Source organism: Nakamurella antarctica (assembly GCF_003860405.1).
Taxonomy (GTDB): domain Bacteria; phylum Actinomycetota; class Actinomycetes; order Mycobacteriales; family Nakamurellaceae; genus Nakamurella; species Nakamurella antarctica.
Genome location: NZ_CP034170.1, coordinates 1,253,665 through 1,277,804 on the forward strand (window position 1 = coordinate 1,253,665; position 24,140 = coordinate 1,277,804).

Below are 24,140 nucleotides of genomic sequence, written 5' to 3' on the forward strand. Positions count from 1 at the left end.
ATGGGAGCCAAATGTGCTGCACTGCGAGCGTTTGGATCGTTACCTTGCGGACCCTGTTGGGACGGCGACGCTTTAAGTGTAACGGCGCGGTGAGCTGCGCGAGGACAGAAAGCGGATTTTCGCGCGCCGCGTGTGGGCCGCTCTCAGGCGTCAGCGGCCTCGGACGCGGCCAAGGCAGCCCCCACGATTCCCGCGTTATTCCGCATGGACGCCACCACCAGTGGGGTGCGGGTCTTGAGCAGTGGGACCCACTTTTCGGGCTTCTTCGAGACACCGCCACCGAGAACGAAAAGCTCTGGCCACAAAAGGTTCTCGAGGGTTTTGAGGTAGCGGTCCGCGCGTACGGCCCATTCCTGCCAGGTAAGCCCTTCGGCATCTTTCGCAGAGGCCGCCGCACCGTCTTCAGCGTCCTTGCCGTCAATCTGGATATGGCCAAGTTCCGCGTTGGGAACCAGTTTTCCGTCGTTGAGCAGCGCGATTCCAATTCCGGTTCCGAAGGTCACCAATATGACGGTGCCACGGTGCCCTTTCGCCGCGCCGTATCTGACCTCAGCAAGCCCGGCGGCGTCGGCGTCGTTGAGGGCCGTGACGGAGCCGGGAACGTGCGGGGACACCGAGTCGACCAACGAGGTGCCGATCCATGCCTCGTCGACGTTCGCGGCTGTTTTCACGACGCCGCGCTGCACCACGCCGGGGAAGGTGACACCGCACGGGCCGCGATAGTCGAACTGTGAGGCGACGACGCCCACGGTCTGCGCTACAGCGTCGGGGTGGATGGCTTGGGAGTGTCGAGCCTGAAACGATCGCCTACGAGGGTCCCGTCGCGCAGATCGACTATGCCACCCTTGATTCCGGTGCCACCGATATCAACGCCGAACGCGTGGTGCTTGTGGCTGGACATGTGGGATCTCCTCCGATGGCAGGTGTGAGCTCGACGAGTCGGCTCAGTCGTCTAGGCAGTTCAGTCGATTGCACGCAGCAGATCCTGCGGGAGCTTTCCAACGGGGGACTGTACCGGTTCAGCTTGGGCAGGTGGCCTGCGGGAGCGCGGGCACCGTGGAGAGGGTTCGCGCCGCTGTCTGGCCTTCGATCACGTTCGGCGGCTTGGCGTCGTTGGTGGCCTGCTTGAGCTGCGCCAGCGTTTCCGGGCTCAATTCTGCCTGTTGGTAGAGAGCGCCGATCGAGAGCTCCACGGAGTCGTCAATGCGACTATCCACCACCAGGGTGGCGCAGGGCGCGACGATAAGAACTGCTCGCGCAGCAGCCAAACCAGCAGCGCCATAACGGATCTCGCCGTAGCAGCGGAGGTCGCGAGCCGGGTACAGGTTGTCGTCCTTGGCTTGCTGAATCGATTGGAACCCGGCTTTGCGGAACTGTTCGGTGACGGTGCCAGCGAGACCGTTGATCAAACTCGCGTTGAGGACACGCAACGGCACGGTTGCGGGGTTGGCCGGCCGGGTGGCTGCCAACGTGTTTTTGTCGGTGATGGTGCCCAGTGTGGTAGTAATCGTGACCTCGCCAGAGCTGGCACTCGAGCCATCGGTGCTGGCAGCACCAGCAGAAGCAGTCCCACCAGAAGCAGTCCCACCAGAAGCAGCACCCCCAGAAGCAGCACCCCCAGAAGCAGCACCCCCAGCTGAGCCAGACGCGCTGCTGCTCGTCGGAAGCGCCGGTTCGTTACACGCGTTGTTGACCACGGGCTTGGGTTGCAGCGCCGTAATCCAGATCACCGCAGCAGCGATGGCCAACAGCGTGATGACCGTCAGGGCAGGCCAGCGCCTGCGCCTGCGGTAGCGAACAGGTGCGCTATCGGTGCTCAACGGTGATGCCTCCTGTAAAAAAAACCGCGTTTAGATTTCTCAGCGTCAAGATTGAACAGCGTCCGGTGCCTGCTGCAGAGGCCATCCGGACCCTCATGCGTGGGTGGCGCCCTTAAAAAGCGCACCTGCAGGATCGTACAAGCGCCGCTGCAAGGGTATGCGGCATTTGCCCAAGACTGGCAATGCTGGCGTTGGCCGTGTGCCAGCGACAGCGCAAATAAGGCGCGATTGTGTGCACAAGGGGGTTCGAGAGGACCCAAGGGGGCGTCGGACGGTGCATTTCTCGCAGAAGTCAGTTACCCTCCCGCCGAGTGCAAATTTGCGAGCCCGCAAGGTGTGATGCACAGGTCAGTGGTTTTCGCGCTCAAAAGGTCGTGGTCGGGCACAAAATACGGGTCTGATGCGTTACTGCACGGGATGGTCCGCAGGGGCGACCGACGCCAAGTGAAAAGTCGCCTGAGTCGGGAATCACCATGCGGGCGATGTGAGCGTGCGGGTTGCGCCGTAGTAAGTGGTTCGGAAATGAGAAGTTCGGACGAACTCGCCCGAACGCGATAAGCAGGAGAAAAGGAAACACCATGGCACAGGACTACGACGCACCGCGACGTAACGAAAGCGAAGAGCCCAGTGAGGATTCGCTCGAAGAGCTGAAAGCGCGACGCAACGAGGCCCAGTCAGCGGTCGTCGACATCGACGAGAGCGACACCGCAGAGTCTTTCGAGCTGCCTGGCGCTGACCTTTCCGGGGAAGAACTCACGGTCAAGGTGGTGCCGAAGCAGGCGGACGAATTCACCTGCACCAATTGCTTCCTGGTACAGCACCGAAGCCGACTTGCCTCCGGGAGCGAAGGTCACGAGATCTGCGTCGACTGTGCCTGACGGCGGACTCTGATGGCTGCGATTACTGGCGAAGAGATCCGGTGACCGCGCCATCGGAGCCCAGCTCGCACGCGGGCAGTCTCGCAGCCAGGCAGGTCGGACAGTTTCACCGCTCGTTTGAGCTCCCGCTGCGGACCCTGCCGACCATGGACATCGGCGCCGATCAGGTTGACCTGCGGTTAGCGCTGATCGAGGAGGAGGTCGGAGAACTACGCGCGGCGGCGTTAGCGGGCGACCTCGTAGAGGTCGCTGACGCGCTGGCCGACATCGTGTATGTCGCCTACGGGACCGCTCACGTGTACGGCATCGACTTGGATGCTGTTCTCACTGAGGTCCATCGGTCGAATATGACGAAGCTCGGGGCCGGGGGAAAACCGGTTCGCCGGCTCGATGGCAAGGTGCTCAAAGGCCCCGATTACGAACCGCCCCGGGTGGCAGCGATCCTTAACCAACACTATGGCGCTGGCGGCGACGCGGGCCAGGGGGATGCGCGCCGCGGCTAGCATGGAGGTTGCCGGGCGGTTTTTTTGAGTGAGTTCTACGTTCCTACGTGAGGTGAGAAGCGCATGGCTGGTTCCCTGTCTCGGTGGCTCAAGAAACTTGGCAGCGATGACGATCAGTTGGAGGCAGCAGCCCTCACCACATCCTCGGAGGCTAGCGGCGCGCAGCACGCCTCGGTGTGCACGCAGGGCCAGCGGGTAACGGTGCAAGGAAGGTTGCGTTCTGTGGATCTGCGGCCAGCTGATGCGCTCGCCACCCTCGTAGCGGAGCTGTACGACGGCACCGACGCGGTTGAACTGGTCTGGCTCGGCCGACGATCCATTCCCGGAATAGAGCCGGGCAGGACCATCCAGGTCACCGGGCGCATCTCCGTGCGTAATGGACGTAAATGCATTTACAACCCGAATTACGAGCTCAGGCCGGTCCGCTTATGACGACACCACGAGGCAGTGGGGAAGAGTCGGCCCGGCAGGACCCAGATGCCGCTCTAGTCGCTGCCGGACTAGCCGATGCCGAAATAGTGGCTGCCGAAATAGTGGATGCCGAAATAGTGGCTGCCGAACCCGCTGCCAAGCTGCCTCCATTGTGGGAGCAAATGGGCGGTCCCATGGGCATGGTCGACTCGGGATTGCCAGTCGTGGTGTTCGTGGCAGTCAACGCGCTCGCTGGTCTGAACGCCGCGATTTTCTCGGCAGTGGGCGCAGGCATCGTGATTGCCCTGTTCCGGCTAGTCCGCAAGCGTCCCGTTATCCATGCGATCACCGGATTGTTTGGCGTGGCGATAGCCGCTTTTATTGCGCACCGATCCGGCTCCGCCGGGGGATTCTTCAAATTGGGAATTTGGTCGTACCTGATCTACGGCGGCGCACTGTTGGTGTCGTTACTCGTGCGATGGCCGCTGATCGGGGTGATTTGGGAAAGCATCAACGGCCGTGGCCAAGGATGGCGATCGAATAAAAAGTTAGTCCGCCGATACGATTACGCGACGCTGGTGTGGCTGGCAATCTTTGCGCTGCGGTACTCGGTGCAGAATTTCCTGCTCAACCGCGACGAAATTGGCTGGCTGGCCGCTGCCCGCCTGTTGATGGGCTACCCCCTCTATCTCTTGGGAATAGCAGCCACCGTGTGGATAGTGGCGCGGGGGACCGGTTGGAAGTTTCCGACGCTCGCCGTCATACTCGGCAAGAAGAAATCCACAGCTTCCGAACCGGCCCCCTAGCTATGAGCGGCCCAGCCGTTAGCGCAGGGCCTCTCGCAGCAGGTCTTCCACCTCGGTGGAAGCGACAAACAGTAACTCGTCGCCCGGCTCCAACGGGATGTCCGGCGCGGGCACAATGACGCTGCCACCGCGCAAAATAGTGACCAACGCACAGTCGCGCGGCAACCGCAGGTCTCGCACTGGTACGCCGGCCAGCGGCGTGGTTTTCGGCAGGGTGACTTCGACCAAGTTGGCCTGACCCTGGCGCAGTGTGAATAGCCGCACGAGATCGCCCACGCTGACGGCCTCCTCGACGAGGGCCGCCATGATGCGCGGTGTGGAGACCGAGACGTCTACGCCCCAAGCGTCGGTGAACAACCATTCGTTGCGGGGGTCGTTGACTCGCCCGACCACGCGGTCGACGGCAAATTCAGTCTTGGCCAGCAGCGCCACGACGAGGTTGACCTTATCGTCGCCGGTGCAGGCGATCATCACGTCGCAGGTGTGCACACCCGCTTCCTCCAGTGACGAGACCTCGCAGGCGTCGGCAAGCACCCACTCCGCGTTCTCGATCAGGTGGGTGCGAATAGCGATGGGGTCGCGGTCGATGAGCATGACCTGGTGACCGTTCTCGATCAGCTCACCGGCAATGGAACGTCCGACGGAGCCGGCTCCGGCAATAGCGATGCGCATTACAGGCTCTCTTCCGGTACTTCGAGGGCTGACGCGGCGAAGCGGGTGACGTCATCGGCCAGCACGATGGCGTAGACGAGATCGCCCTGCTGCACCACTGTTTCCGAGGTCGGCAGGATTCCCGCGCCGAACCGGACGATAAACGCGGTGCGCATTTCCAGGTCCGCTTCCAGCTCTGTCAACGGCTTTCCGAGCCAGTGCGGGTGGTAGGGCACCTGCACCACGGTGACGGTGCCAGAAGGATCGCGCCACTCACTGATCAGGCCGTCGGGGATGATGGCGCGCAGCAGCCGGTCGGTGGTCCATGGGACGGTGGCGACCGTCGGAATGCCGAGGCGTTCGTACACCTGGGCACGTTTGGGATCGTAAATTCTCGCAACCACGGTGGTGACGCCGAATTGTTCGCGGGCCACGCGTGCGGCGATGATATTCGAGTTGTCGCCGGAGGACACCGCGGCAAACGCGTGCGCCTCTGGGACGCGCGCTTCGATCATCGTGTTTCGGTCGAAACCGACGCCGACCACCTGCTGGCCCTTGAAGTCGGGTCCCAACCGGCGGAACGACGAGACCTCGCGGTCGATCACGGCGACAGAGTGTCCCCGCTGGTCAAGTAGTCGGGCGAGGGAGGAACCGACACGGCCACACCCCATGATGACGATATGCACTCTTCAGCACTCCTTTTGCGGCAAAAACCAGGTGGCTTTCGCAGGTCGGCGCTTAGCGACCCTACAACCAACTTCTCTCGCCGTCAGCTGATGGGTTCACTGCCATACCTTCATTGTGGTCAGTTCGTAATACCGAGAATGCACGCAATGCCGCGCGAGGGAACTATGCTCCTGCCCTGTGTCTAAGGCAACCAGGGCGTTCAAGCGCATCCTCGTAGGTCGCGCATTTCGAAGCGACAAGCTCTCGCACACATTGCTACCCAAACGGATAGCGCTTCCGGTCTTCGCCTCCGACGCGTTGTCGAGCGTGGCGTACGCGCCGCAGGAGATCTTCACGGTGCTGTCGGTCGCGGGGTTGGCCGCCTACTCCTATGCGCCCTGGATCGCCGCGCTGGTGGCGTTTGTGATGATCGTCGTGGTGCTTTCCTACCGACAGAACGTGCATGCCTACCCCAGCGGCGGGGGTGACTACGAGGTTGCGACCAAAAACTTGGGCCAGCGGTTCGGCCTGCTGGTCGGGAGCGCGCTCATGGTCGACTACATCCTCACCGTGGCCGTGTCGACGGCGGCGGGCGTTGCCAATATCGGGTCAGCCATCAGAGTGGTCGGCGACAATCCGGTGGCTTTCAGCGTGGGCATCATTGTGTTGGTAACAGCGGCGAACCTGCGGGGCCTCAAGGAGGCTGGCGCGGCGTTCGCCATTCCGGTGTACGCATTTATCCTCTCCGTCTTCGCCATGCTGATCACCGGTCTTATTCGCTACGCCAGCAATTCCGAGATGCGCGCTGAGAGCGCGGGTTTCGAGATCGTAGCCACCCACAGCCTGTCGGGGGTGGCGCTCGTGTTCCTTCTCCTGCGGGCTTTCTCGTCGGGGTCGGCGGCGTTGACGGGGGTAGAGGCAATCTCCAACGGAGTCCCCGCCTTTAAGAAGCCGAAGTCGAAGAACGCCGCAACGACGCTGGCAATGATGGGGGTGATGTCGGTAACCATGCTGTTGGGCATTGTGGCCCTCGCGCGCATCACCCAGGTGCACATCGCCGAGCCTGGATTGACCCTGGTGGGAATGCCGGAGGATTTTCACGAGAAGACGCTGATCGCACAGATCGCGCAGGCAGTGTTCTCGGGCTTCCCGATCGGCTTCTACATCGTCTCGTTCACCACCGGCTTGATCCTCGTGCTTGCTTGCAACACCGCCTTTTCTGGCTTTCCCGTGCTGGGCTCAATTTTGGCCCAGGACCGCTTCCTGCCCCGCCAGCTGCACACCCGCGGCGATCGGTTGGCTTTCTCGAACGGCATCGTCGGATTGGCCCTGGTCGCCGTCGTGTTGATAATCGCGTTCAAGGCTGATGTCACCTCGCTGATCCAGCTCTACATCGTCGGAGTGTTTGTTTCCTTCACCACGTCCCAAGCGGGGATGATCCGGCACTGGAAGCGCTTGTTGGCGACGGAGAAGGACCCTGCGAGGCGTCGGATCCTGCGGCGGAGCCAGATCATCAGCTTCACCGGTTTCGTCATGACCGGCACGGTGCTCGTCATCGTGTTGATCACCAAGTTCCTCTCCGGTGCGTGGATCACGCTGCTGGCGATGGCGGTGATCTACTCGGGAATGGTCGGTATTCGCAAGCACTACGACCGGGTGGCAAGCGAGGTTGCTGCCGACGAGGACGACCTGATCCTGCCGAGCCGCATCCATGCGATTGTGTTGGTATCCAAGCTGCACCTACCGACCATGCGGGCGCTGGGCTACGCCCGAGCTACCAGGCCGGACACTCTGGAAGCCGTCACCGTCAATGTCGATCCGGTCGAGACCGCAAATCTGGCGCGGGAGTGGGAGGACCGGGGCCTCCCGGTTCCCTTGAAGGTGATTGATTCGCCGTTCCGGGAGATCACGAAGCCAATCCTGGATTACGTTCGCCGTGTCCGAAAAGATTCGCCACGCGATGTGGTTGCCGTCTTCGTTCCGGAGTACGTGGTGGGACATTGGTGGGAGCAAATTTTGCATAACCAATCCGCGCTGCGCCTCAAGGGCCGGTTGCTGTTCACCCCCGGCGTGATGGTGACATCCGTGCCGTGGCAGACGGCCAGTTCTGAAGCGGCCAAGGCTCGGATGAAGGAACGTTCGGACAGGGAAGTAAGCGCCGCAGGTCGGCGCAGCGCGGCTACCCGCTTCGAAGAAAACGAAGACGACTAACTCACTTATTTCTGTTTTGAGGGGAATCACATCAGCGTGGCAGTTAACCGAGCTTTACCCGCCCGCGGCGCATTCGAGGGTTTGCAGGTCGACGACGTCGTCGAGGTCACGGTGGGCCTGGTGGCGCACGGTGGCCACTGCGTTGCCAGGTATGACGGCCGGGTGGTCTTCGTCCGGCATGCCCTGCCCGGTGAGCAAGTACTGGTGCGGATTACCGAGACGAAGCGAGATTCCTTTTGCCGCGGGGATGCGGTGGAGGTGCTTCAGGCGTCCCCAGGGCGCCGTGAGGCCCCGTGTGCGCACTTTCGGCCTGCGGTGTGCGGCGGCTGCGATTTTCAGCACGCTGAGCCAGAGCTGCAGCGGGAGCTGAAGGCTTCGGTGATTTGTGAGCAACTGGAGCGTCTGGGCGGCGTCGAGATGGCGGTGACGGTCGAAGAGTTGCCGGGTGGAGAGTTCGACTGGCGCACGCGGGTGCGGTGGGCGACCGACCGGGACGGGAATGTAGGCCCGCGCGTCGCCCGATCCCACGACGTGGTTGCCCTGTCGCCGGCGGCGCCGTGCCTGATCGCTGCCCCGGGTTTGACGGAGCTGGCTCTGAGCCCGGCGGTGTCCGAACTCGCCCGAAGGGCCCAGCAGCAGGTGTCCCCGGGCACGGTGCCCGGCAAGGGCCATCGTGGCGGCCGAGGCCGCAGCCATGGGCAAAAACTCTCTGACCGGCCGGTCACCGGCGGCGGCCGACGCGACGCCGAAGCCGAGATTGTGTTGACCGCCGCCGGGGATGGCAGCGTGCTGGCAGCCGCCGCGGGAATGGGGTTGGCGTCGCCATCGTCACACCCCGCGTATCCCGACACGGTGACAGAAACCGTGCACGGCCGCGCATTTGACGTTGCGGTAGATGGCTTTTGGCAGGTGCACCCAGCTGCGGCAAGCACCCTGGTCGACGCGGTGATGGGCTTCGTTCCGGACGTCCAGGGCGGGATTGCCTGGGATCTGTACGGCGGTGTGGGGCTGTTTGCAGCCTTCCTCGCGGATGCGGTCGGTCCGTCTGGGCAGGTGGTGAGCGTCGAATTCGACGAGCGCGCCAGCGAACTTGCGGCAGCGAACCTGCGCGATGTGCCGCAGGTGCAGGTGGTGTGCGGCAAGGTCGAGGATGTCATCACCAGGCTGGACCGCAAGGCCGACGTGATCGTGCTGGACCCCCGCGCTCCGGCGCGGGCCGGATCATCTGCGCCGCTATTGCCGACCGCGACCCCGCCGTCATTGTCTATGTCGCCTGCGACCCCGCGGCGCTGGGCCGCGACACCCGAACGCTGGACGAACTGGGCTACCTCCTCGAGGAGGTGCGTGCGTTCGACGCCTTCCCGCAGACGGCGCACGTGGAGTGCGTCGCGAAGTTTGTTAGGGCCTGAGTAACCCTCCCTGGTGGCGCGCAGCCCGGTCAGGTGGCGACGGCGTAGGTGGTGACGGCGCCTTTTTGCCATGCGATCAGCGCAGCAGGGTCATTGGTGATGATCCCGTCGACCCCGATCGCGGTCAGTGCCTCCCACCCGTCAGGTTCGTCGCAGGTATAGACCAGCACCGAAATTCCCTCAGCATGCAACTGCGCAACTATCTGCGGCGCTGCCAGCAGGGCCTGGTAGTCGGGGTTGTAGGAAATAGCGCCATATCGGAAGCACGCGGCCACCGGGTCTTCGTGGATGTGCTCGACCAGAAGCCCGACCGCTGAGTCGCCGACGAGAGGCCGGAGGTCGAGCAGCGCTTGGGTTTCGAAGCTTTGGAGAAAGACCCGGTCAGCCGCACCGGCGCTGTCGATTACCGCAAGTTCGGCGGCGAGCTGGGCGGGGGTGTGCGGGCCCTTGATCTCCAGCAGCACTTGCCCGCCAGTGGGCATCTTCGTCAGCAGGTGCTCCAGGGTCGGCACCGGGCAACCGGCGAAGCTTTCGTGAAACCAACTGCCTGCGTCCAACTGGGCAAGCTCGGCGGCGGTGAAGGATCCGATGGGTCCCGGCGCTCCCGCTGTGCGGTCGGCGGTGTCGTCATGGATGAGGACCGGGACGCCGTCGATGCTGACTTGGACGTCGGTCTCTATCCACTGCGCCCCTGCCGCCCACGCAGCCGCAAAGGCGGGCGAGGTGTTTTCGGGGGCGTGGGCGCTGGCCCCGCGGTGCGCGATGACGAGGGGGAGTGCGCCGAAGCGCAACAGGGGGGAGGGGGAGGTCACGAGGAAGAAGATAACCTGCCCCCGTTTCACCGCCCGAGGCCGAGGCACCGAGGTGGCTCGCAGCTGGTGCGACAGGCGGCACCCGTTGTGTCATTCTGTGGCCTTGCGGTGGCCGCAGAAGGTACCGTCGAAGGTGAGAGACCGGGGTTTCCGCGCCTGGAATACTTGCCTGACTGTCGTGACTACCGGTCATGGCTGGCTTGATCACTACGTCCGCGGTGTTGCAGGAGGAATTCGTGTCTGAGCCGCTGTCCGGGATCTCGCCGGCCTATCTGCGAAGCCTCGACGCTGATCAGCTATCCGAGTTGAGCGCCCAGATCCGGACCTTCCTGGTGGACAAGGTTTCTCGCCGCGGCGGCCACTTGGGGCCGAATCTGGGCGTGGTGGAGCTGACGATCGCGCTGCACCGGGTGTTCGATTCGCCGAACGACCCCATCATCTTCGATACCGGCCACCAGGCGTACGTGCACAAGATCGTGACCGGCCGCGCAGATCGGTTTGACGATTTACGCACCAAAGATGGACTGTCCGGCTATCCGGCGCGGCTCGAATCCGTTCACGACTGGGTCGAGAACTCCCACGCATCAACATCTTTGGCATATGCAGATGGGCTCGCGAAGGCCTTCCAGGTGCTCGGCGAATCACCGCGAACCCCGGTTGCAGTGATCGGCGACGGCGCTTTGACGGGCGGCATGGCATGGGAGGCGCTCAACAATATCGCCGCAGCAAAAGATCGCCCGCTGGTCGTGGTGTTGAACGACAACGGTCGCTCATACGCCCCCACCGCTGGCGGCATGGCGGAAAAGCTCGCGAGCTTTCGAACCCGCCCGGGCTATGAGCGAACATTGGATCAAGTCAAGCGGACGCTCCCGCGGGCGCCGGTGGTCGGCCGCCCGCTCTATGCAATGCTGCACGCGTTTAAACGCGCGGCCAAAGATTGGGCGCTGCCCCAGAGCATGTTCGAGGATTTGGGCCTGAAGTACATCGGACCGGTCGACGGGCATGACGTTGCCGCGTTGGAACTGGCGCTGACGAAAGCTCGCAATTACGGTGGGCCCATTTTGGTGCATTGCCTCACACACAAGGGTATGGGCTATTCGCCCGCAGAAAACGACGACGCCGAGCAGATGCACTCACCGCCCGCATTCGACCCATTGACAGGTCGCCCCATCGCTTCCGCGGTCACCACTTGGACGTCCGTGTTCAGCCGCGAAATGGTGCGGGCTGGTGCCGAGAACCCGAAGGTGGTGGCCATCACGGCCGCGATGTCAGGGCCGACCGGGCTAGACGCTTTCGGGCGCGCTTTTCCGGGCCGTCTGTACGACGTCGGGATCGCCGAACAACACGCCCTGACCTCCGCTGCGGGAATGGCGATGGGTGGTCTACACCCGGTAATCGCGCTGTACGCAACGTTCCTCAACCGCGCCTTCGATCAATTGCTGATGGATGTGGCGCTGCACAAGCTGGGTGTGACGATTGTGCTGGACCGCGCGGGTATCACCGGCGAGGACGGCCCGAGTCACCATGGCATGTGGGACATGTCGCTGGCGGCACTGGTTCCCGGGCTTCGACTGGCGGCGCCGCGCGATGCGGTGACGCTGGCCGACCTGCTCGCGGAGGCGCTGCTGATCGACGATGGCCCGACAGTGATTCGCTACCCGAAAGGGGCTGTGCCGCAGTCGATTCCGGCCCTTCGTCAGGTGAGCGGCCTGGACCTGCTCGCCGAGCCCGGCGCGGGGCATACCACTGATGTGCTGATCGTGGCGGTCGGCGCCTTTGCCGGGATGGCGGTGGAGGTTGCCTCGCGCTTGGCAGACCAGGGCATCGGCGTCACGGTGGTGGACCCGCGGTGGGCGCTGCCCGTACCAGCGGGCCTCAACGAGCTCGCCCGTCAGCACGGTCTGGTGGTGACACTGGAGGACGGTGGCCGTCAGGGCGGCGTCGGAGCTGCGGTGGCCGATGCGCTTGCTGGTGGCAACGTGCCGGTGAGTGTGATGGCCATCGGTCAGGAGTTCCAAGAAGCTGCGGCTCGCGGTTATCTGCTGGGCGAGCTGGGTTTGACAGCTCAGGCGGTCTCGCGCACCATCACCGAACAGGTCGTTGCTACGGCAGCAGACACAGCCAGGCACAGCGGCGGCTCCGATTCTGAAGGCGCCGGTGGATATGGCGAAGCTGCTGATTCCGGCGACTCAGGGATGACAAGGGAGAACTGATGCGCGTTTTGGTGATCGAGGACGAGCAGCGCCTCGCGGACGCGATTGGCCGCGGCCTTCGGGCCGTGGGCATGGCGGTCGACGTGTCGTATGACGGCGTGGACGGGCACGAAAAAGCGACCATGACTCGCTACGACGTCCTCGTGCTGGATCGCGATCTGCCGGGCATGCACGGCGACGACATCTTGGCCGATCTTGTCGCCTCGCAGGCACTGACGCGGGTGTTGATGTTGACGGCCGCAGCAGATGTCACCTCCAAGGTCGAGGGACTTTCGCTGGGCGCCGACGACTACCTCACGAAGCCGTTCGCCTTTGACGAGCTGGTGGCGCGGGTCCGCGCACTGGGTCGACGGGCCACCCCGGCGGCGCCGCCTATTCTGCGGGCGGGAAATATAGAACTTGACCCGGCTAAGCGCACTGTCACTCGGGATGGTCACTTTGTGGAGCTCACGCGCAAGGAGTTCGGCATCCTCGAGGTGTTGCTCGCCGCCGATGGTGTGGTGATCTCAAGCGAGGAGCTGCTGGAGCGGGTGTGGGACGAGAATGCGGATCCGTTCACCACCACAGTCCGCGTGACCATGATGACGTTGCGCCGCAAACTGGGCGAGCCAGCAGTGATCGACACGGTTGTCGGCGCCGGCTACCGGGTGGCCAGCAGCCCCGCGGCGACGTGAAATGGGCGCGCCCGCCGATGCTGATGCGCACTGGTTTCCTGGGGAGTGGGTGGAAGTAGCCGAACGGCAGACCGGGCCGCGGAAGGCCGCCCCCGCACTACGTCGCGCCCGAAAGCCCGCTCCCACACCGGAGCCCGTTCCCGCACCGGAGCAGCATCCGCAGCAGCGCTCTGGGCGCGGCAGTCTGCGGCTGCGGCTGACGCTCCTGTCGACGGCGATCCTCGCCTTGGTTGGCCTGTTCTTGCTCTTGCTGGCCTACATCTTGGTGGGCCGCATCGCAGCAACGATCCCCGAGCAGATCGCGGGGCAGGAAGTGAATGTCGGCGGCGCGATGATGGCTGCGGGGGATGTCGCGGCGATGGTGGCGGACCAGGCGCAGCGGTCAGTGTTGGTCTTTGGGTGCGTCGCATTCCCCCTGCAATTGATTACCGGCGCCTGGGTGGCCTGGGTGCTGATCGGGCGCACTCTTCGCCCGCTCTCGACGTTGACCAGGGCTGCAAAGGGGTTGTCCGAGGCGTCCTTGGACCGCCGTATCAATTTGTCCGGTCCGCATGACGAGGTCGCCGAGCTGGCAGACACCTTCGACGAAATGACGGCGAGGCTGCAGCGGGCGTTTGCCGCCGAGCGGCGGTTCGTCGCTAACGCCTCTCACGAGATCCGCACGCCGCTCGCCGTGATGCGAACAGAGGTCGACGTGACCTTGGCGGATCCGAATGCTTCGGTGAGCGAGCTGCGCCAGATGGGCGAGGTGGTGCGGGAGGCGACCAAACGGGCCGACAGACTTCTCGAATCGCTGCTGGTCCTGGCCAGGACCCAGGCCAGCGGCCTATCGGAAATTACCTCTGTCAACCTGGCGACGCTGATCGCCCCCGCTGTCGCCGACATCGAGCCGGAGTGGCGGGCGAAGGGCTTGAAGATGGACCTGCTGCCCCACAAGGCGTTGGTGCAGGGCGATCCGTCCCTGCTTGCCAGGCTTGTCGGTAATTTGGTGGAGAACGCGGTGCGCCACAACGTGTCAGGCGGCTGGGTGGACGTCCGCACCGGGGTGGAACAGGGGCATGTCCACCTCACGGTGCGCTCGAGCGGGCCGGTGATCGGGGCCGCAGCGGTGGCGGAGCTTTTTGAGCCATTTCGGCAGGGCGCGAGGGCGCGCACAGCCCACACCGGAAGCGGGTTGGGGCTCTCTATTGTCAAGGCGGTGGTCGCGGCGCACGGCGGTGTGGTCACCGGAGTGCCGGTGCCGAACGGCGGCTTGGAGATCCGCGTGAGCTTGCCGCTGGCTGCGCACTAAAAACGAAGCCCGGCGAGCATCGTGTCGATGCCTGCCGGGCCGCGTTGTGTGTGGGCCGCTCGCGGTGCGGCGCTTGCCTTCCCGAGCTTCTGGGTTACTGCGCTGGCAGCGTTGCCTCGCCGGCCGGGGCAAAGCGCTTGCCGAGTACCTTTTCGGACACGCCGGTGCGATCCAGGTAGGGGGTAATTCCGCCTAGCCAGAACGGCCAGCCGGCGCCCGTCAGGATCGCGAGATCGATATCTGCTGCCTCGGCGACTACACCTTCGTCGAGGATCAACTGGGCTTCCACCGCAAGTGCGGCGAGTGCGCGGTCCTTGACTTGCTCTGCAGTGGAGGGTTTGTCGCCTTGTTGCCACAGAGCGGCGATTTCTGGAGCGAGGGTCTGCTTGCCATCGTCATCCCAGGTAACCAGTGCTCGGTGCCCGCTCTCGACGATGCGAGCCAGGTTGGCGCTCAGGGTGAATCGATCCGGGAATGCCTCGTGGAGCCGCTCTTGGACGTGCAGGCCGACGGCGGGTCCGACGAGTTGCAGCAGCATGATCGGCGACATCGGTAACCCCAGGCAGGCGAGCGCGCTGTCGGCCACATCTGCTGGTGTGCCCTCGTCAATGGTTGACAAAATCTCACCCATAAATCGCAGCAGCAGCCGGTTAACAACGAACCCGGCGGTGTCTGTCACCAGAATGGGGCCCTTCTTTAGGCCCTTGGCAAGTGCGAAAGCTGTTGCGAGCGCGGCGTCATCGGACTTCTCAGCCTTCACGATCTCGACCAGCGGCAGCACGGCAACGGGGTTGAAGAAGTGGAATCCAACTACCCGCTCGGGGTGCTCGAGGTCGGCGGCCATCGCCGAGACCGAGAGTGCGGAGGTGTTGGTGGCGAGAATAGCCTCGGGCGTCACGTACTTCTCCAGCTCAGCGAACACCTTCTTTTTGACGTCAATTTCCTCGAAGACCGCTTCAATGACGAAGTCGGCGTCGGCAAAGGCGGCGTAGTCGAGGGAGCCGGAGATCAGGCCGTTGAGCCGGTTCGCCTCGTCGGGGGAGATGCGGCGTTTCTTCGCCAAAGCGTCGATGTCCTTGCGGACTCCGGCGATACCCTTGTCAAGGCGAGCGCCATCTACATCGGTGAGAACCACTGGTACGTGGAGGTTCCGGGCGAAGAGCAGGGCCAGTTGGGCCGCCATCAGCCCGGCTCCGATGACGCCGACCTTGGTGATTTTGCGAGCCAGTGACGCATCGGGCGCCCCTGCGGGTTTGCGGGCGCGCTTTTGGGTCAGGTTGAAAGAGTAAATCCCCGCGCGGAACTCGTCGGTGTGGATCAGGTCCGCCAGCGCGTCCCCCTCGGCCCGTAAGCCTTCGTCCAGGGGCGCGGTGCGCGAAAGCTTGATCATCTCCAGCGCTTTGTAGGGGGCCGGCGACGCACCCTTGGTGCGCATATCGGCCAAGAGCTTTCCGCGCTCCAGCGCCTCTTCCCATTCGGTGTCGCTGGCCGGTTCCGGGCGCGTCACCGTGACATCGCCTGCGAGCACGCCAGCCATCCAGATAAACGACTGCTCGAGGAAGTCGGCGGCATCGAGGACGACATCGACAACCCCCAAGCCCAGCGCGTCCTTCGGCTTCATCGATCGGTTTTGGCTCAGGGAGTTTTCGATGATCACCGTGACAGCGTTTTCAGGACCAACGATTTGGGGGAGTAGCTGTGTGCCGCCCCACCCGGGAAGGATCCCGAGGAACACCTCCGGCAGTGCCATCATCGCGGCGTTGGAGGCCAATGTCCGGTAGTGGCAATGCAATCCGACCTCGACACCGCCGCCAAGGGCAGCGCCGTTGATGAAAGCGAAGGTCGGGATGCTGGTTTCGCGGAGTTTGCGGAAGGTCGCGTGTCCGAGGTGACCGAACGCGCGCCCGGTCTCCCAACTTGCCAGGATGCCGATGCCCGAAAGGTCGGCGCCGACGGCGAAAATGAACGGCTTTCCCGTAACCGCGATGGCGGCGGGGGAGCCGGCGATGGCCTCGTCGATTGCCGTCGACAGGGACGCCAGCCCCGCGGGTCCAAAGGTGGAGGGGCGCGTGTGGTCCTTGCCGTTGTCCATCGTGATGAGCGCGACCTTGCCGGAAATGCCGGGCACGGTCAGGAATCGGGTCGTCGACCGGGTGACGACCTCTTGCGGGTAGAGCGATGTCAGGTCGGTGAGCGGTGCCTGTGTCATGTCAGTTCCTCGGTTCTGTGGTGATCGTGCTCGCGGCGTCAGCGGCTCCGGCGAAGTGCGGGTTCTCCCAAATGACGGTTCCGCCCATCCCCAGGCCTACGCACATGGTCGTAATACCGAAGCGGACGCCGGGGCTTGCCTCGAACTGTCGGGCCAACTGGATCATCAACCGGACGCCGGACGAGGCCAACGGGTGGCCCATGGCGATAGCGCCGCCGTAGGGGTTGATCCGAGGGTCGTCATCGGCGAGATTGAAGTGGGAGGTAAAGGCCAACACCTGGACTGCGAAGGCTTCGTTGATCTCGATAATCCCGACCTCATCGAGCGTGAGACCCGCTTTGGCCAAGGCCTTCTCGGTCGCGGGGATGGGTCCGGTACCCATCACTTCGGGGTCGACTCCGGCGAACGCGAACGACACCATCCGCATCCGAATGGGCAGTCCGAGCTCGGCGGCAGCCTCCGCGGAGGCAAGGATGCAGCCGGTAGCGCCGTCGGTCAGCGGGGAGGCGTTGCCTGCCGTAACGCGCCCGTGCGGGCGGAACGGAGTCCGTAGGTTCGCCAGCGATTCCACGGTGGTTTCAGGGCGGGCCAACTCGTCGGTGGTGGCTAGGCCCCAGCCGTTCAGCGTGGAGGCGGTGGCGACAGGCACCAGATCAGGAGAGATGTTTCCGTCTGCATAGGCCTTGGCGTACTTGGCTTGGGAGGCTGCGGCGTACGCGTCTGCCCGCCCCTTCGTCAGCTCGGGCCAGCGATCGTGCAGGGTCTCGGCGGTATTGCCCATATTCAGGGCGTCCGCGTCCACCAAGCGATCTGCGACAAAGCGCGGATTGGGGTCGGCGCCCTCACCCATGGGGTGGTGGCCCATATGCTCGACGCCGCCGGCGATGACGACGTCGTAGGCGCCCGCAGCGATGCCGGAGGCAACGGTGGTGACGGCCGTCATCGCGCCAGCGCACATCCGATCGATGGCGAAGCCGGGAACCGACTTGGGAAGCCCTGCCAGGATGGCGGTGGTGCGGCCGATTGTCAGCCCTTGGTCGCCGGTCTGGGTGGCCGCGGCAATGGCCACCTCGTCGATGCGCTCCGGGGGAAGCTCGGGATGACGACGAACTAATTCGCGGATCACCTTCACCATCATGTCGTCGGCGCGGGTCTGGGCGTACTGACCCTTGTCGCCAGCCTTGCCGAACGGTGTTCGGACTCCTTCGACAAAAACCACATCGTGCAGGGTGCGGGGGATAGATGACACGGGTGCTCGCTTCCTCGTGATCGGGATGGACGAGAGTCAGCGTGGGTCATGAAAGAAACGACCGGGCAGCGCTGGCCTCGGATGCTGCGCTGAGCCTACCCCGCGGAGCTACTGGTGAGTAACTTAGGGCACCTTCTTGGGAATGCCCTGCTACGCGGTGGCCGCGTTTGCCTTCGCCAGCAGCGAGGCGGTCAGCTGGATCTGCCACGGCCTGGCGTAGGCGTCAGTCAATATCTGTTCGATCTCCGGCGCTGAGTTGATCCCTGCCCAGCACACCCGCCGCACCAACTCCGGGGACAGCAGGTTCTCCACGGGGGTGCTGACTTCTTCGCTGAGAGCGGCCAGTGCTTCCCGGGCAACTGCGAGTCGGGCCGCTGCTTCCGGGTGCTTGTCCTTCCAACGGTTTGCTGGCGGGGGGCCGTCTAAGACCAGCTGGACCGGCGGCAGGTCAACCTCGGGGGTGCGAAAGGCGAGGTCGATGGCCTGCATCCACCTGTCGGCCTGACGCCGTTGGACACGGCCGGCGAAGACCGGGAGGGCTATGAGTGCGGCCACGGAAGCCGGCTTGGCGGCAGCGGCGGCGGCTATCGCTGTGTCTGGCAGGATCCGGTGCGGAGCGATGTCGCGCCTACGGGCTGTGTCGTCTCGGCCAAGCCACAGCTGACGCACTATTTCCAGCGACCGACGATCCCGGATTTTGTGGATACCGGAGGTGCGACGCCAAGGATCGATTCGCGGCGCAGCCTGCGGAGCCGCGACGATGGCGGCGAACTCCTGGTGCGCCCACTCGAGCTTGTCCTGCCTGGTGAGCTCTGCCTCCATGGCGTCGCGCAATTCGATCAGCACCTCGACATCGAGGGCGGCGTAATTGAGCCAGTTCGCTGGGAGCGGCCGGATCGACCAGTCTGCTGCGCCGTGGCCTTTTTCCAGATGCAGTCCGAGCATCTGCTCTACTAACGGTCCGAGCCCCACGCGCGGGAGGCCAGCGAGGCGGCCTGCCAGCTCGGTATCGAAAAGTGTGGTCGGGCGCAAACCCGCTTCGGCCAGGCACGGGAGATCCTGGCTGGCAGCGTGCAGAACCCATTCCGCTGCGGCGAGCGGGGCTTGAAGGCACGTGAGATCGCCCAGAGCTATCGGGTCCAGCAGGACGTTGCCGATGTCGGCGCGTTTGAGTTGTACAACGTAAGCGCGGGAGGAGTAGCGAAAACCGGATGCGCGCTCGGCGTCCAAGGCGATGGGGCTCGTACTGCCGCCCATCGCCTGCGCCAGCCTACTCAGCGCGATGGGGTCTGTGACGGGGGTTACTGGGCCGTTGCGCGGGGCCAAAAGAGGAATGGCTGTGGGCGCAATCTCTACGGTGGGCCCCGCGCCGTCGGAGTCTGCAGTGTCGGAGAGTGCGCGGTCGATAGTGAGCGGTGCCTGACCCCCGTTGATTGATAGCGCTATTTCAACGTCGGTGTGTGGAACCGCTCGATCGCCAGAGGTGACTGGCGCAGGTGTTGTTTCCAGTTCAGGAGATGACACCGGCTCGCAATGCCAAAGCGACGATATGGGCCCGGTCGCCTGTTTCGAGTTTGCGACCAATGCGAGCGAGGTGGCTCTTTACCGTGAGGGCCGAGAGCGAAAGCTGCTCACCGATCCACTTGTTTGAGCGCCCCTCGGCCACCAGCTGAACCACTTCCAGTTCGCGGGCCGAAAGATCGTGGATGGCGGCCGGCACGTTGGCGGCTGCGGGATTGGCCCGGCGGCCGATGAGTACGCCGTGCACTCCTGCGCCGACCGCGTCGATGACGGGACCGATGTCGGACGTGGGCGAGAGGGCGATGACGCGGTTCCACCCCGACTGTCGCAGCGTGGTGATGATGCTTCGCACGCTGGAACCGAGTGTGAGACTGACCAGCGCAAGGTCGTCCGGAGCTTCGCCGGAAACCAGGGCGCGGATGTCCTCAAGGCAGGAAGCCTCGCGGACGCGGCCGATTCCAGTCACCAGCAGCGTTTTACGCATCGCTTCGCGAGTAGTGGAATCGGGGTCAACAAGCAGGACCGTCGACGGCAGCAGTCCGGAGGAAAGGGAGTCGTCCAGTGCTGGTCGAGGTCCGGGCAGGCCGGTCGTGGCGGGACGTACGTCTTGGCGCAGATCCAAGCCGCCCATGATGTTGAGGGTAGACATGATGACTCCCGTACCTTCCTTTCACCGCAAAACAATCAAGAATTGAAACAGTTATCGACTCGTTCGACCCTAATGCTACCGGGTCTTTACCCGTGTGGCGCATTAAGACGCGGCGGTCAACGGTAAAAATGTCTGTTATGAGCATAACCCGGAGTAGCCCAAAGTGCTGAACATCATCCGGATGAAGTTTGTATGACCCGAATAGCCCCACGGGCGCTACTGATCACCAGACTGCTTCGCCGCGCTCAAAGTCACCACGCCCTCCGGGGGGAGGCCCGCCGCTATCGCAAGCAACCCGATGAAGGCTCGCATGTGAGAGGCGGAATCGTTGCCAACAGCTGTCCACGAAGCCCGGATCTCCACGTCGTCCGTGCGGTCCGACCCGGCAATATCTCCGAATCGCACTGAAGATGTAGCCGTGACGGTACCCCCCAAGGCGGTGAAATTGACGTCATGCTGATCGAGCACTTCAGCCAACCAACTCCACGCCACGTCGGGCAGCAACGGATCGCGCGCAATTCCTCCCTCTACTTCGCAGCTGAGGAACGCCACGTATCGGAACGTGCCCTCCCACGCCGCAACACCCTCGGGGTTGTGCAGCAGTACAAGACGACCGGAACCGATTTCCTCATCGGTGTCCGTGTCGTGAATGAGGGCAGATACTGCGTGTGTCCACGGGGCTAGGCGAGCCGGAGCGGGCAACGTGCTCAGTTCAATCTCGCGGCGCACGTGGGCCACATCAAGGCCAGCCACCGCGGCGAGAAACTCGTCGGGTGCTCCTACCAGGGGAGAAGTGGGGCTGGCCATACCGGCAAGGGTACGACCGAGGACCGACAGCCCGCCCGCACCACGCCGCCCATCGTTAGCCGGCGGCGGGTGGCTCCATCCGCAGGGCGACCGAGTTGATGCAATAGCGCTGGTCAGTGGGGGTGGCGTAGCCCTCGCCCGCAAAGACGTGCCCCAGATGGGAGTCGCAGGTGGCGCAGCGAACTTCGGTACGGACGGACCCAAACGATCGATCTTCGAGCAGGATCACGTTATCGGCTTCGGTGGGCGCGTAGAACGATGGCCACCCGCAGTGCGAGGAGAACTTCTCGTTCGAGGTGAAAAGACTAGCTCCACACGCCCGGCAGAAGTAGGTGCCTGGGGCGGTGGTGTCGGTGTACTCGCCGGTAAAGGCCCGTTCCGTGCCGGATTTGCGAAGAACCGCGTACTCCTCCGGGGTCAGTTCGGCTTTCCATTCGGCATCAGTTTTTCTGACTTTGATTCCCATACCTTCACGGTACCTTCGCGCTGCTTTTACCGAGCGGCGAAGGCAGGTCGTCACTCGCGCGCGCTCACCACCACAGGCATCACGCACCACAGGCGCGAGTTAGTACAGGCGTGCAAGAAAGGCCAGCGCGAACCCCACGAGGATGAAGAACCCCACCGCCCGGATGGCCCAGATCTTTACTGGGCTGTGGTGCGGAGACACAGAAGCGGTCTCCAGTAGCGTCATTTGGCCTTCGAAAGTCAACGCGTTATGGATACGCGTCGTGCGATCCATGTGGGCGATGAACGCGCGAACTTCCGGGTCGGGGTCATTGCGGTCGAGGTCGTCAGCGTCCCAAGGGGCGTACCGAAATTTCGCGTCGTTTTCGGCATTGCGTTCGCGGTTGGCTTCTGGAATCCAGTCGGGGAAACGACGGCGGCCCTCATTGTTCATGCCGGACATAGCGTCCCCCCGTTCGGTATTTGGCCGCTCTCGAAGTAACTGTCGACGGCTGCAGCGATGCACTTACTCCGAGTGTAGGAGCCATGTTCGTCGCCTTGCCAGCTCAGCAGGACCGCGGACGAAAGTTGACTGGCCAGGGACTTGACCCCGGGGTACGGGGCTACCGGATCGCCCGCGCCACCGATCACCACCACCGGGGCCGCACCCCGGCCGCGCATACCTGCGAGAGCTTGGTCGGCGGCGGGCCACGATTGACACAGCGCAGCGAGCTCCAGGGTGAAGGGGCCAAATAGCGGCGCCGTCGTCTTGGACGCCTCGACCGCCGCGGTGAAATCCGCGCCAGTAAGCCTTTCTGCCGTGTCGTTGCAGCCGATAATCAGTTGCAGCGAAAGGTCTTTGCCGCCCTTTCCGATCAGCTCAGAGAGTAGGCCCGCTACCACCGTGTAGTTCTGAACTTCCGCCGCGGCGAGGGCGGATGCGAGAGCGGACCAGCGGCCCCGGTCAGGCAGCGCCAGCGTGAGCGTGAGTAAAACCGTCCCCGCATACACGACGGAACTGTCGAGTTTGGCGCGGGGATCGCCCAGATCAGCCAGTAGCGCGACAATTTCGGCCCGCGCATCTTTGCCCAGTGAGCAATCGGGTTTCGCGGCGCAATCGGCGGCAAATGCATCCAGCGAAGCCTCGAAGGCCTGCGCGGAAGTGAGCGCCAGCGCGGTGCTCGTGGCCAGATGATCCTCGGGGGCGTCCAGTACGACCTTGCCCGCTCGGCCAGGGTAGCGGTCGACATAGACAGCGCCGACGGTGGCTCCGTAGCCGGCGCCGAAGAGGTTCAGGGTGGGCGCTTTCAGGGCCGAACGCAGCGAATCGAGGTCGTCGGCGACGCGGACGGTGTTGAAATGCACAATCTGGGGGCCGATGTAGTCCTGGCAGGCGAAGGTGAAGTTTCGACTCGCCGCTTCCAAGGTGGTCGCTCCGGGTGCTGTTGTCGGGTCGCGGGGAAGCGAGGTGAGAGTCCGCAATACGTCAACTTCGGCGCGGGCGTCGAAGCAATTGACCTCGACGGAGTTGCCGGATCCTCGCAGGTCCATTCCGACAAGCGCATACCGCGAGGTGATGCTGGGGGGTAGCGCGCTGGCGGCGATGAGCAACTGGGAGGCGCCTGCAGCGGGCGAACCCGCGGGGCCGGCGGCGAGGATGACCAGAAGTGTTGGCGCATCGGCAGGTAGCCCGGGGCTTGGGCGCGACTTACTGCTAACTCAATGGTGTCGCTGGTAGCCGCGGCGTTGTAGTCGACGGGCACGCCGATCGTGTTGCACGCGACGGTGAAACCTGTCGTCCCCGCAGCGGGTGCGGGGGGTTTTGCGCAGGCCCGCCAATCGCCGTCGAAGGAGGCGTCCTGGCCGGGGCCGCCGGGGCCAGTGGGGGCGGGTGTGGGCTCAGATGCGGTGGAAGCAGGAGGGGCGACGGACCCCCCGTACACGGCGAGATCACCGCGCTGAGACGGACCGAGGGTGCAGCCAGCAAGCAGCAACCCGACGATGGTCAGGGTGATGAGCAGACGCCGGGACACTCGGAGCTCCAAAAGGTTAATACGGCTGGCAGGGCTGGTGCAGCAACTCAGCTGCTAGATCGAACGTAGCGGGAGAACAGCTGACCAGAACCCATGAGCAGGCTGGCCAGTGTCCATTTTGCCGGGGCCGGTAGCTCTGTGTCGCCGAGCAGTGTGGTGCTGCTGGCATTGCCAATCAGCAGCGGCGCCGTGGTCAGGCATAGTTCATCCACCATGCCGGCAGCCACCATGAGGCCAAGGAGAGAGGGACCGCCCTCGCAGTGCACGCGGCTAAAGCCTTTGTCCCGCAATGCTTTCAGTGCAACCTGCAGGTCGACATCTTCATCGCCCGCGATGATGATGCTGGCCGCGCCCGCGCGTAATCCGGACATGGCCTCGGCGCCCGCAGTGGTAGTGATCACCAGTGGCTGCACCTCAGAGGCGTTGAAAAAGGAGAGCTCCGGGTCGAGCCCAGATTTGGTGACGACCGCGTAGGGCGCCTGCGCTCTCCCGGTCCACCGTTGGCGCCGTTGGGCGCGATCGTTGGGGAGCGGCGACGGCCCGTACCCCTCCTTCCGGACGGTGCCGGCGCCGACCAGGATCACGTCGGCGAGGTCGCGCTGGATGTTGAATACTCGCCGATCGGAATCGCTTCCCAGGCCCGCTGAGACACCGTCGATCGCGGCGCCGCCTTCGAGGGAGATGACCATATTGGCGCGCACGTACGTGCCGGGTGACTCGGGGGGAAATTGGTAAATGGCGGCGAGGTCGTCATCGGTGAGGTTCGCGGCTGGCGCTGGGAAGAGGGTGTCCACGCCTTCCATCAGACCACGCCCCGCCGACAGCGGGCGCGATCTGCCTCACACGGGAGGCTTTGGGTATCACCGGCGCGCGCTCAGACCCT

21 protein-coding genes and 2 pseudogenes are annotated in these 24,140 nt (G+C 64.1%); 9 read left to right on the plus strand and 14 right to left on the minus strand.

The genetic code is table 11. The features are described from left to right. Positions 1-143: 143 nt before the first annotated feature. Together ppgK and EH165_RS05520 are read right to left on the minus strand one after the other, a co-directional pair. A pseudogene (gene ppgK / locus EH165_RS05515) lies at positions 144-901 on the minus strand (polyphosphate--glucose phosphotransferase). Positions 902-1,019: 118 nt separating this feature from the next. Continuing rightward, the gene (locus EH165_RS05520; RefSeq protein WP_124798375.1) at positions 1,020-1,820 is read right to left on the minus strand and encodes a LytR C-terminal domain-containing protein; all 801 of its coding nucleotides are present in this window, start codon (positions 1,818-1,820) and stop codon (positions 1,020-1,022) included. Positions 1,821-2,398: 578 nt separating this feature from the next. On the opposite strand from EH165_RS05520, the gene EH165_RS05525 reads away from it, so the two are divergent. The 4 genes from EH165_RS05525 to EH165_RS05540 all read left to right on the plus strand — a co-directional run bounded on the left by EH165_RS05525 (position 2,399) and on the right by EH165_RS05540 (position 4,418). Next, complete coding sequence (locus EH165_RS05525) at positions 2,399-2,698, plus strand: DUF4193 domain-containing protein (protein WP_124798376.1); 300 nt, start codon at positions 2,399-2,401, stop codon at positions 2,696-2,698. 41 nt (positions 2,699-2,739) lie between these two features. Beyond that, positions 2,740-3,201 (plus strand): pyrophosphohydrolase domain-containing protein, encoded by a 462-nt coding sequence (locus tag EH165_RS05530; RefSeq protein ID WP_124798377.1) that lies wholly within the window; start codon positions 2,740-2,742, stop codon positions 3,199-3,201. Between the two features lie 63 nt (positions 3,202-3,264). Next, positions 3,265-3,633: an OB-fold nucleic acid binding domain-containing protein gene (locus tag EH165_RS05535; RefSeq protein ID WP_124798378.1), complete on the plus strand. Its 369-nt coding sequence runs from the start codon at positions 3,265-3,267 to the stop codon at positions 3,631-3,633. Then, complete coding sequence (locus EH165_RS05540; protein WP_239020721.1) at positions 3,630-4,418, plus strand: DUF3159 domain-containing protein; 789 nt, start codon at positions 3,630-3,632, stop codon at positions 4,416-4,418. The genes EH165_RS05535 and EH165_RS05540 overlap by 4 nt, the downstream gene beginning before the upstream one ends. Positions 4,419-4,436: 18 nt before the next feature. On the opposite strand, the gene EH165_RS05545 is transcribed toward EH165_RS05540, so the two are convergent. Together EH165_RS05545 and EH165_RS05550 are read right to left on the minus strand one after the other, a co-directional pair. Further along, the gene (locus EH165_RS05545) at positions 4,437-5,090 is read right to left on the minus strand and encodes a potassium channel family protein (protein WP_124798379.1); all 654 of its coding nucleotides are present in this window, start codon (positions 5,088-5,090) and stop codon (positions 4,437-4,439) included. Beyond that, the gene (locus EH165_RS05550) at positions 5,090-5,755 is read right to left on the minus strand and encodes a potassium channel family protein (RefSeq protein ID WP_124798380.1); all 666 of its coding nucleotides are present in this window, start codon (positions 5,753-5,755) and stop codon (positions 5,090-5,092) included. Before EH165_RS05550 ends, EH165_RS05545 begins: the two co-directional genes overlap by 1 nt. A 178-nt stretch (positions 5,756-5,933) precedes the next feature. Between EH165_RS05550 and EH165_RS05555 the strand changes: the two genes are divergently transcribed. Together EH165_RS05555 and EH165_RS16100 are read left to right on the plus strand one after the other, a co-directional pair. Then, positions 5,934-7,946: an APC family permease gene (locus tag EH165_RS05555; protein WP_124798381.1), complete on the plus strand. Its 2,013-nt coding sequence runs from the start codon at positions 5,934-5,936 to the stop codon at positions 7,944-7,946. An 81-nt stretch (positions 7,947-8,027) separates the two neighbouring features. Then, positions 8,028-9,355 (plus strand): annotated as a pseudogene (locus tag EH165_RS16100) (class I SAM-dependent RNA methyltransferase). 29 nt (positions 9,356-9,384) lie between these two features. On the opposite strand, the gene EH165_RS05565 reads toward EH165_RS16100, so the two are convergent. After that, positions 9,385-10,167, minus strand: coding sequence for a glycerophosphodiester phosphodiesterase (locus EH165_RS05565; protein WP_164479129.1), 783 nt, complete (start codon positions 10,165-10,167; stop codon positions 9,385-9,387). 236 nt (positions 10,168-10,403) lie between these two features. Between EH165_RS05565 and dxs the strand changes: the two genes are divergently transcribed. The 3 genes from dxs to EH165_RS05580 are packed head-to-tail and all read left to right on the plus strand — an operon-like array spanning position 10,404 to position 14,345. Continuing rightward, on the plus strand, positions 10,404-12,380 hold the full coding sequence (dxs, locus tag EH165_RS05570) for a 1-deoxy-D-xylulose-5-phosphate synthase (RefSeq protein WP_239020723.1): 1,977 nt from the start codon (positions 10,404-10,406) through the stop codon (positions 12,378-12,380). Continuing rightward, positions 12,380-13,054, plus strand: a complete 675-nt coding sequence (locus EH165_RS05575; RefSeq protein WP_124798384.1) for a response regulator transcription factor — start codon at positions 12,380-12,382, stop codon at positions 13,052-13,054. The genes dxs and EH165_RS05575 overlap by 1 nt, the downstream gene beginning before the upstream one ends. Before the next feature lies 1 nt (position 13,055). Next, entirely contained in the window at positions 13,056-14,345 is a 1,290-nt protein-coding gene (locus tag EH165_RS05580; RefSeq protein WP_124798385.1) for a sensor histidine kinase, read from the plus strand. Positions 14,346-14,439: 94 nt separating this feature from the next. Here the strand turns inward: EH165_RS05580 and EH165_RS05585 are convergent, their stop codons facing one another. The 9 genes from EH165_RS05585 to EH165_RS05625 all read right to left on the minus strand — a co-directional run bounded on the left by EH165_RS05585 (position 14,440) and on the right by EH165_RS05625 (position 24,051). Then, a complete protein-coding gene (locus tag EH165_RS05585; protein ID WP_124798386.1) occupies positions 14,440-16,554 on the minus strand; it encodes a 3-hydroxyacyl-CoA dehydrogenase NAD-binding domain-containing protein in 2,115 nt (704 codons plus the stop codon). A 1-nt stretch (position 16,555) separates the two neighbouring features. Continuing rightward, positions 16,556-17,794, minus strand: a complete 1,239-nt coding sequence (locus EH165_RS05590) for a thiolase family protein (protein WP_124800328.1) — start codon at positions 17,792-17,794, stop codon at positions 16,556-16,558. Between the two features lie 159 nt (positions 17,795-17,953). Then, positions 17,954-19,210, minus strand: a complete 1,257-nt coding sequence (locus EH165_RS05595) for an HRDC domain-containing protein (RefSeq protein ID WP_206426195.1) — start codon at positions 19,208-19,210, stop codon at positions 17,954-17,956. A gap of 103 nt (positions 19,211-19,313) precedes the next feature. Further along, positions 19,314-19,973 (minus strand): response regulator transcription factor, encoded by a 660-nt coding sequence (locus EH165_RS16465; RefSeq protein WP_277870532.1) that lies wholly within the window; start codon positions 19,971-19,973, stop codon positions 19,314-19,316. Positions 19,974-20,189: 216 nt separating this feature from the next. Then, positions 20,190-20,780, minus strand: a complete 591-nt coding sequence (locus EH165_RS05605; protein ID WP_124798387.1) for a DUF3000 domain-containing protein — start codon at positions 20,778-20,780, stop codon at positions 20,190-20,192. A gap of 55 nt (positions 20,781-20,835) precedes the next feature. Continuing rightward, complete coding sequence (gene msrB, locus EH165_RS05610; protein WP_124798388.1) at positions 20,836-21,246, minus strand: peptide-methionine (R)-S-oxide reductase MsrB; 411 nt, start codon at positions 21,244-21,246, stop codon at positions 20,836-20,838. A gap of 99 nt (positions 21,247-21,345) precedes the next feature. Beyond that, positions 21,346-21,687, minus strand: a complete 342-nt coding sequence (locus EH165_RS05615) for a hypothetical protein (protein WP_124798389.1) — start codon at positions 21,685-21,687, stop codon at positions 21,346-21,348. Then, positions 21,675-22,835, minus strand: coding sequence for an alpha/beta fold hydrolase (locus EH165_RS05620; RefSeq protein WP_124798390.1), 1,161 nt, complete (start codon positions 22,833-22,835; stop codon positions 21,675-21,677). Before EH165_RS05620 ends, EH165_RS05615 begins: the two co-directional genes overlap by 13 nt. A gap of 469 nt (positions 22,836-23,304) precedes the next feature. Continuing rightward, positions 23,305-24,051, minus strand: coding sequence for a pyrimidine reductase family protein (locus EH165_RS05625; protein WP_164479130.1), 747 nt, complete (start codon positions 24,049-24,051; stop codon positions 23,305-23,307). Between the last annotated feature and the right edge of the window lie 89 nt (positions 24,052-24,140).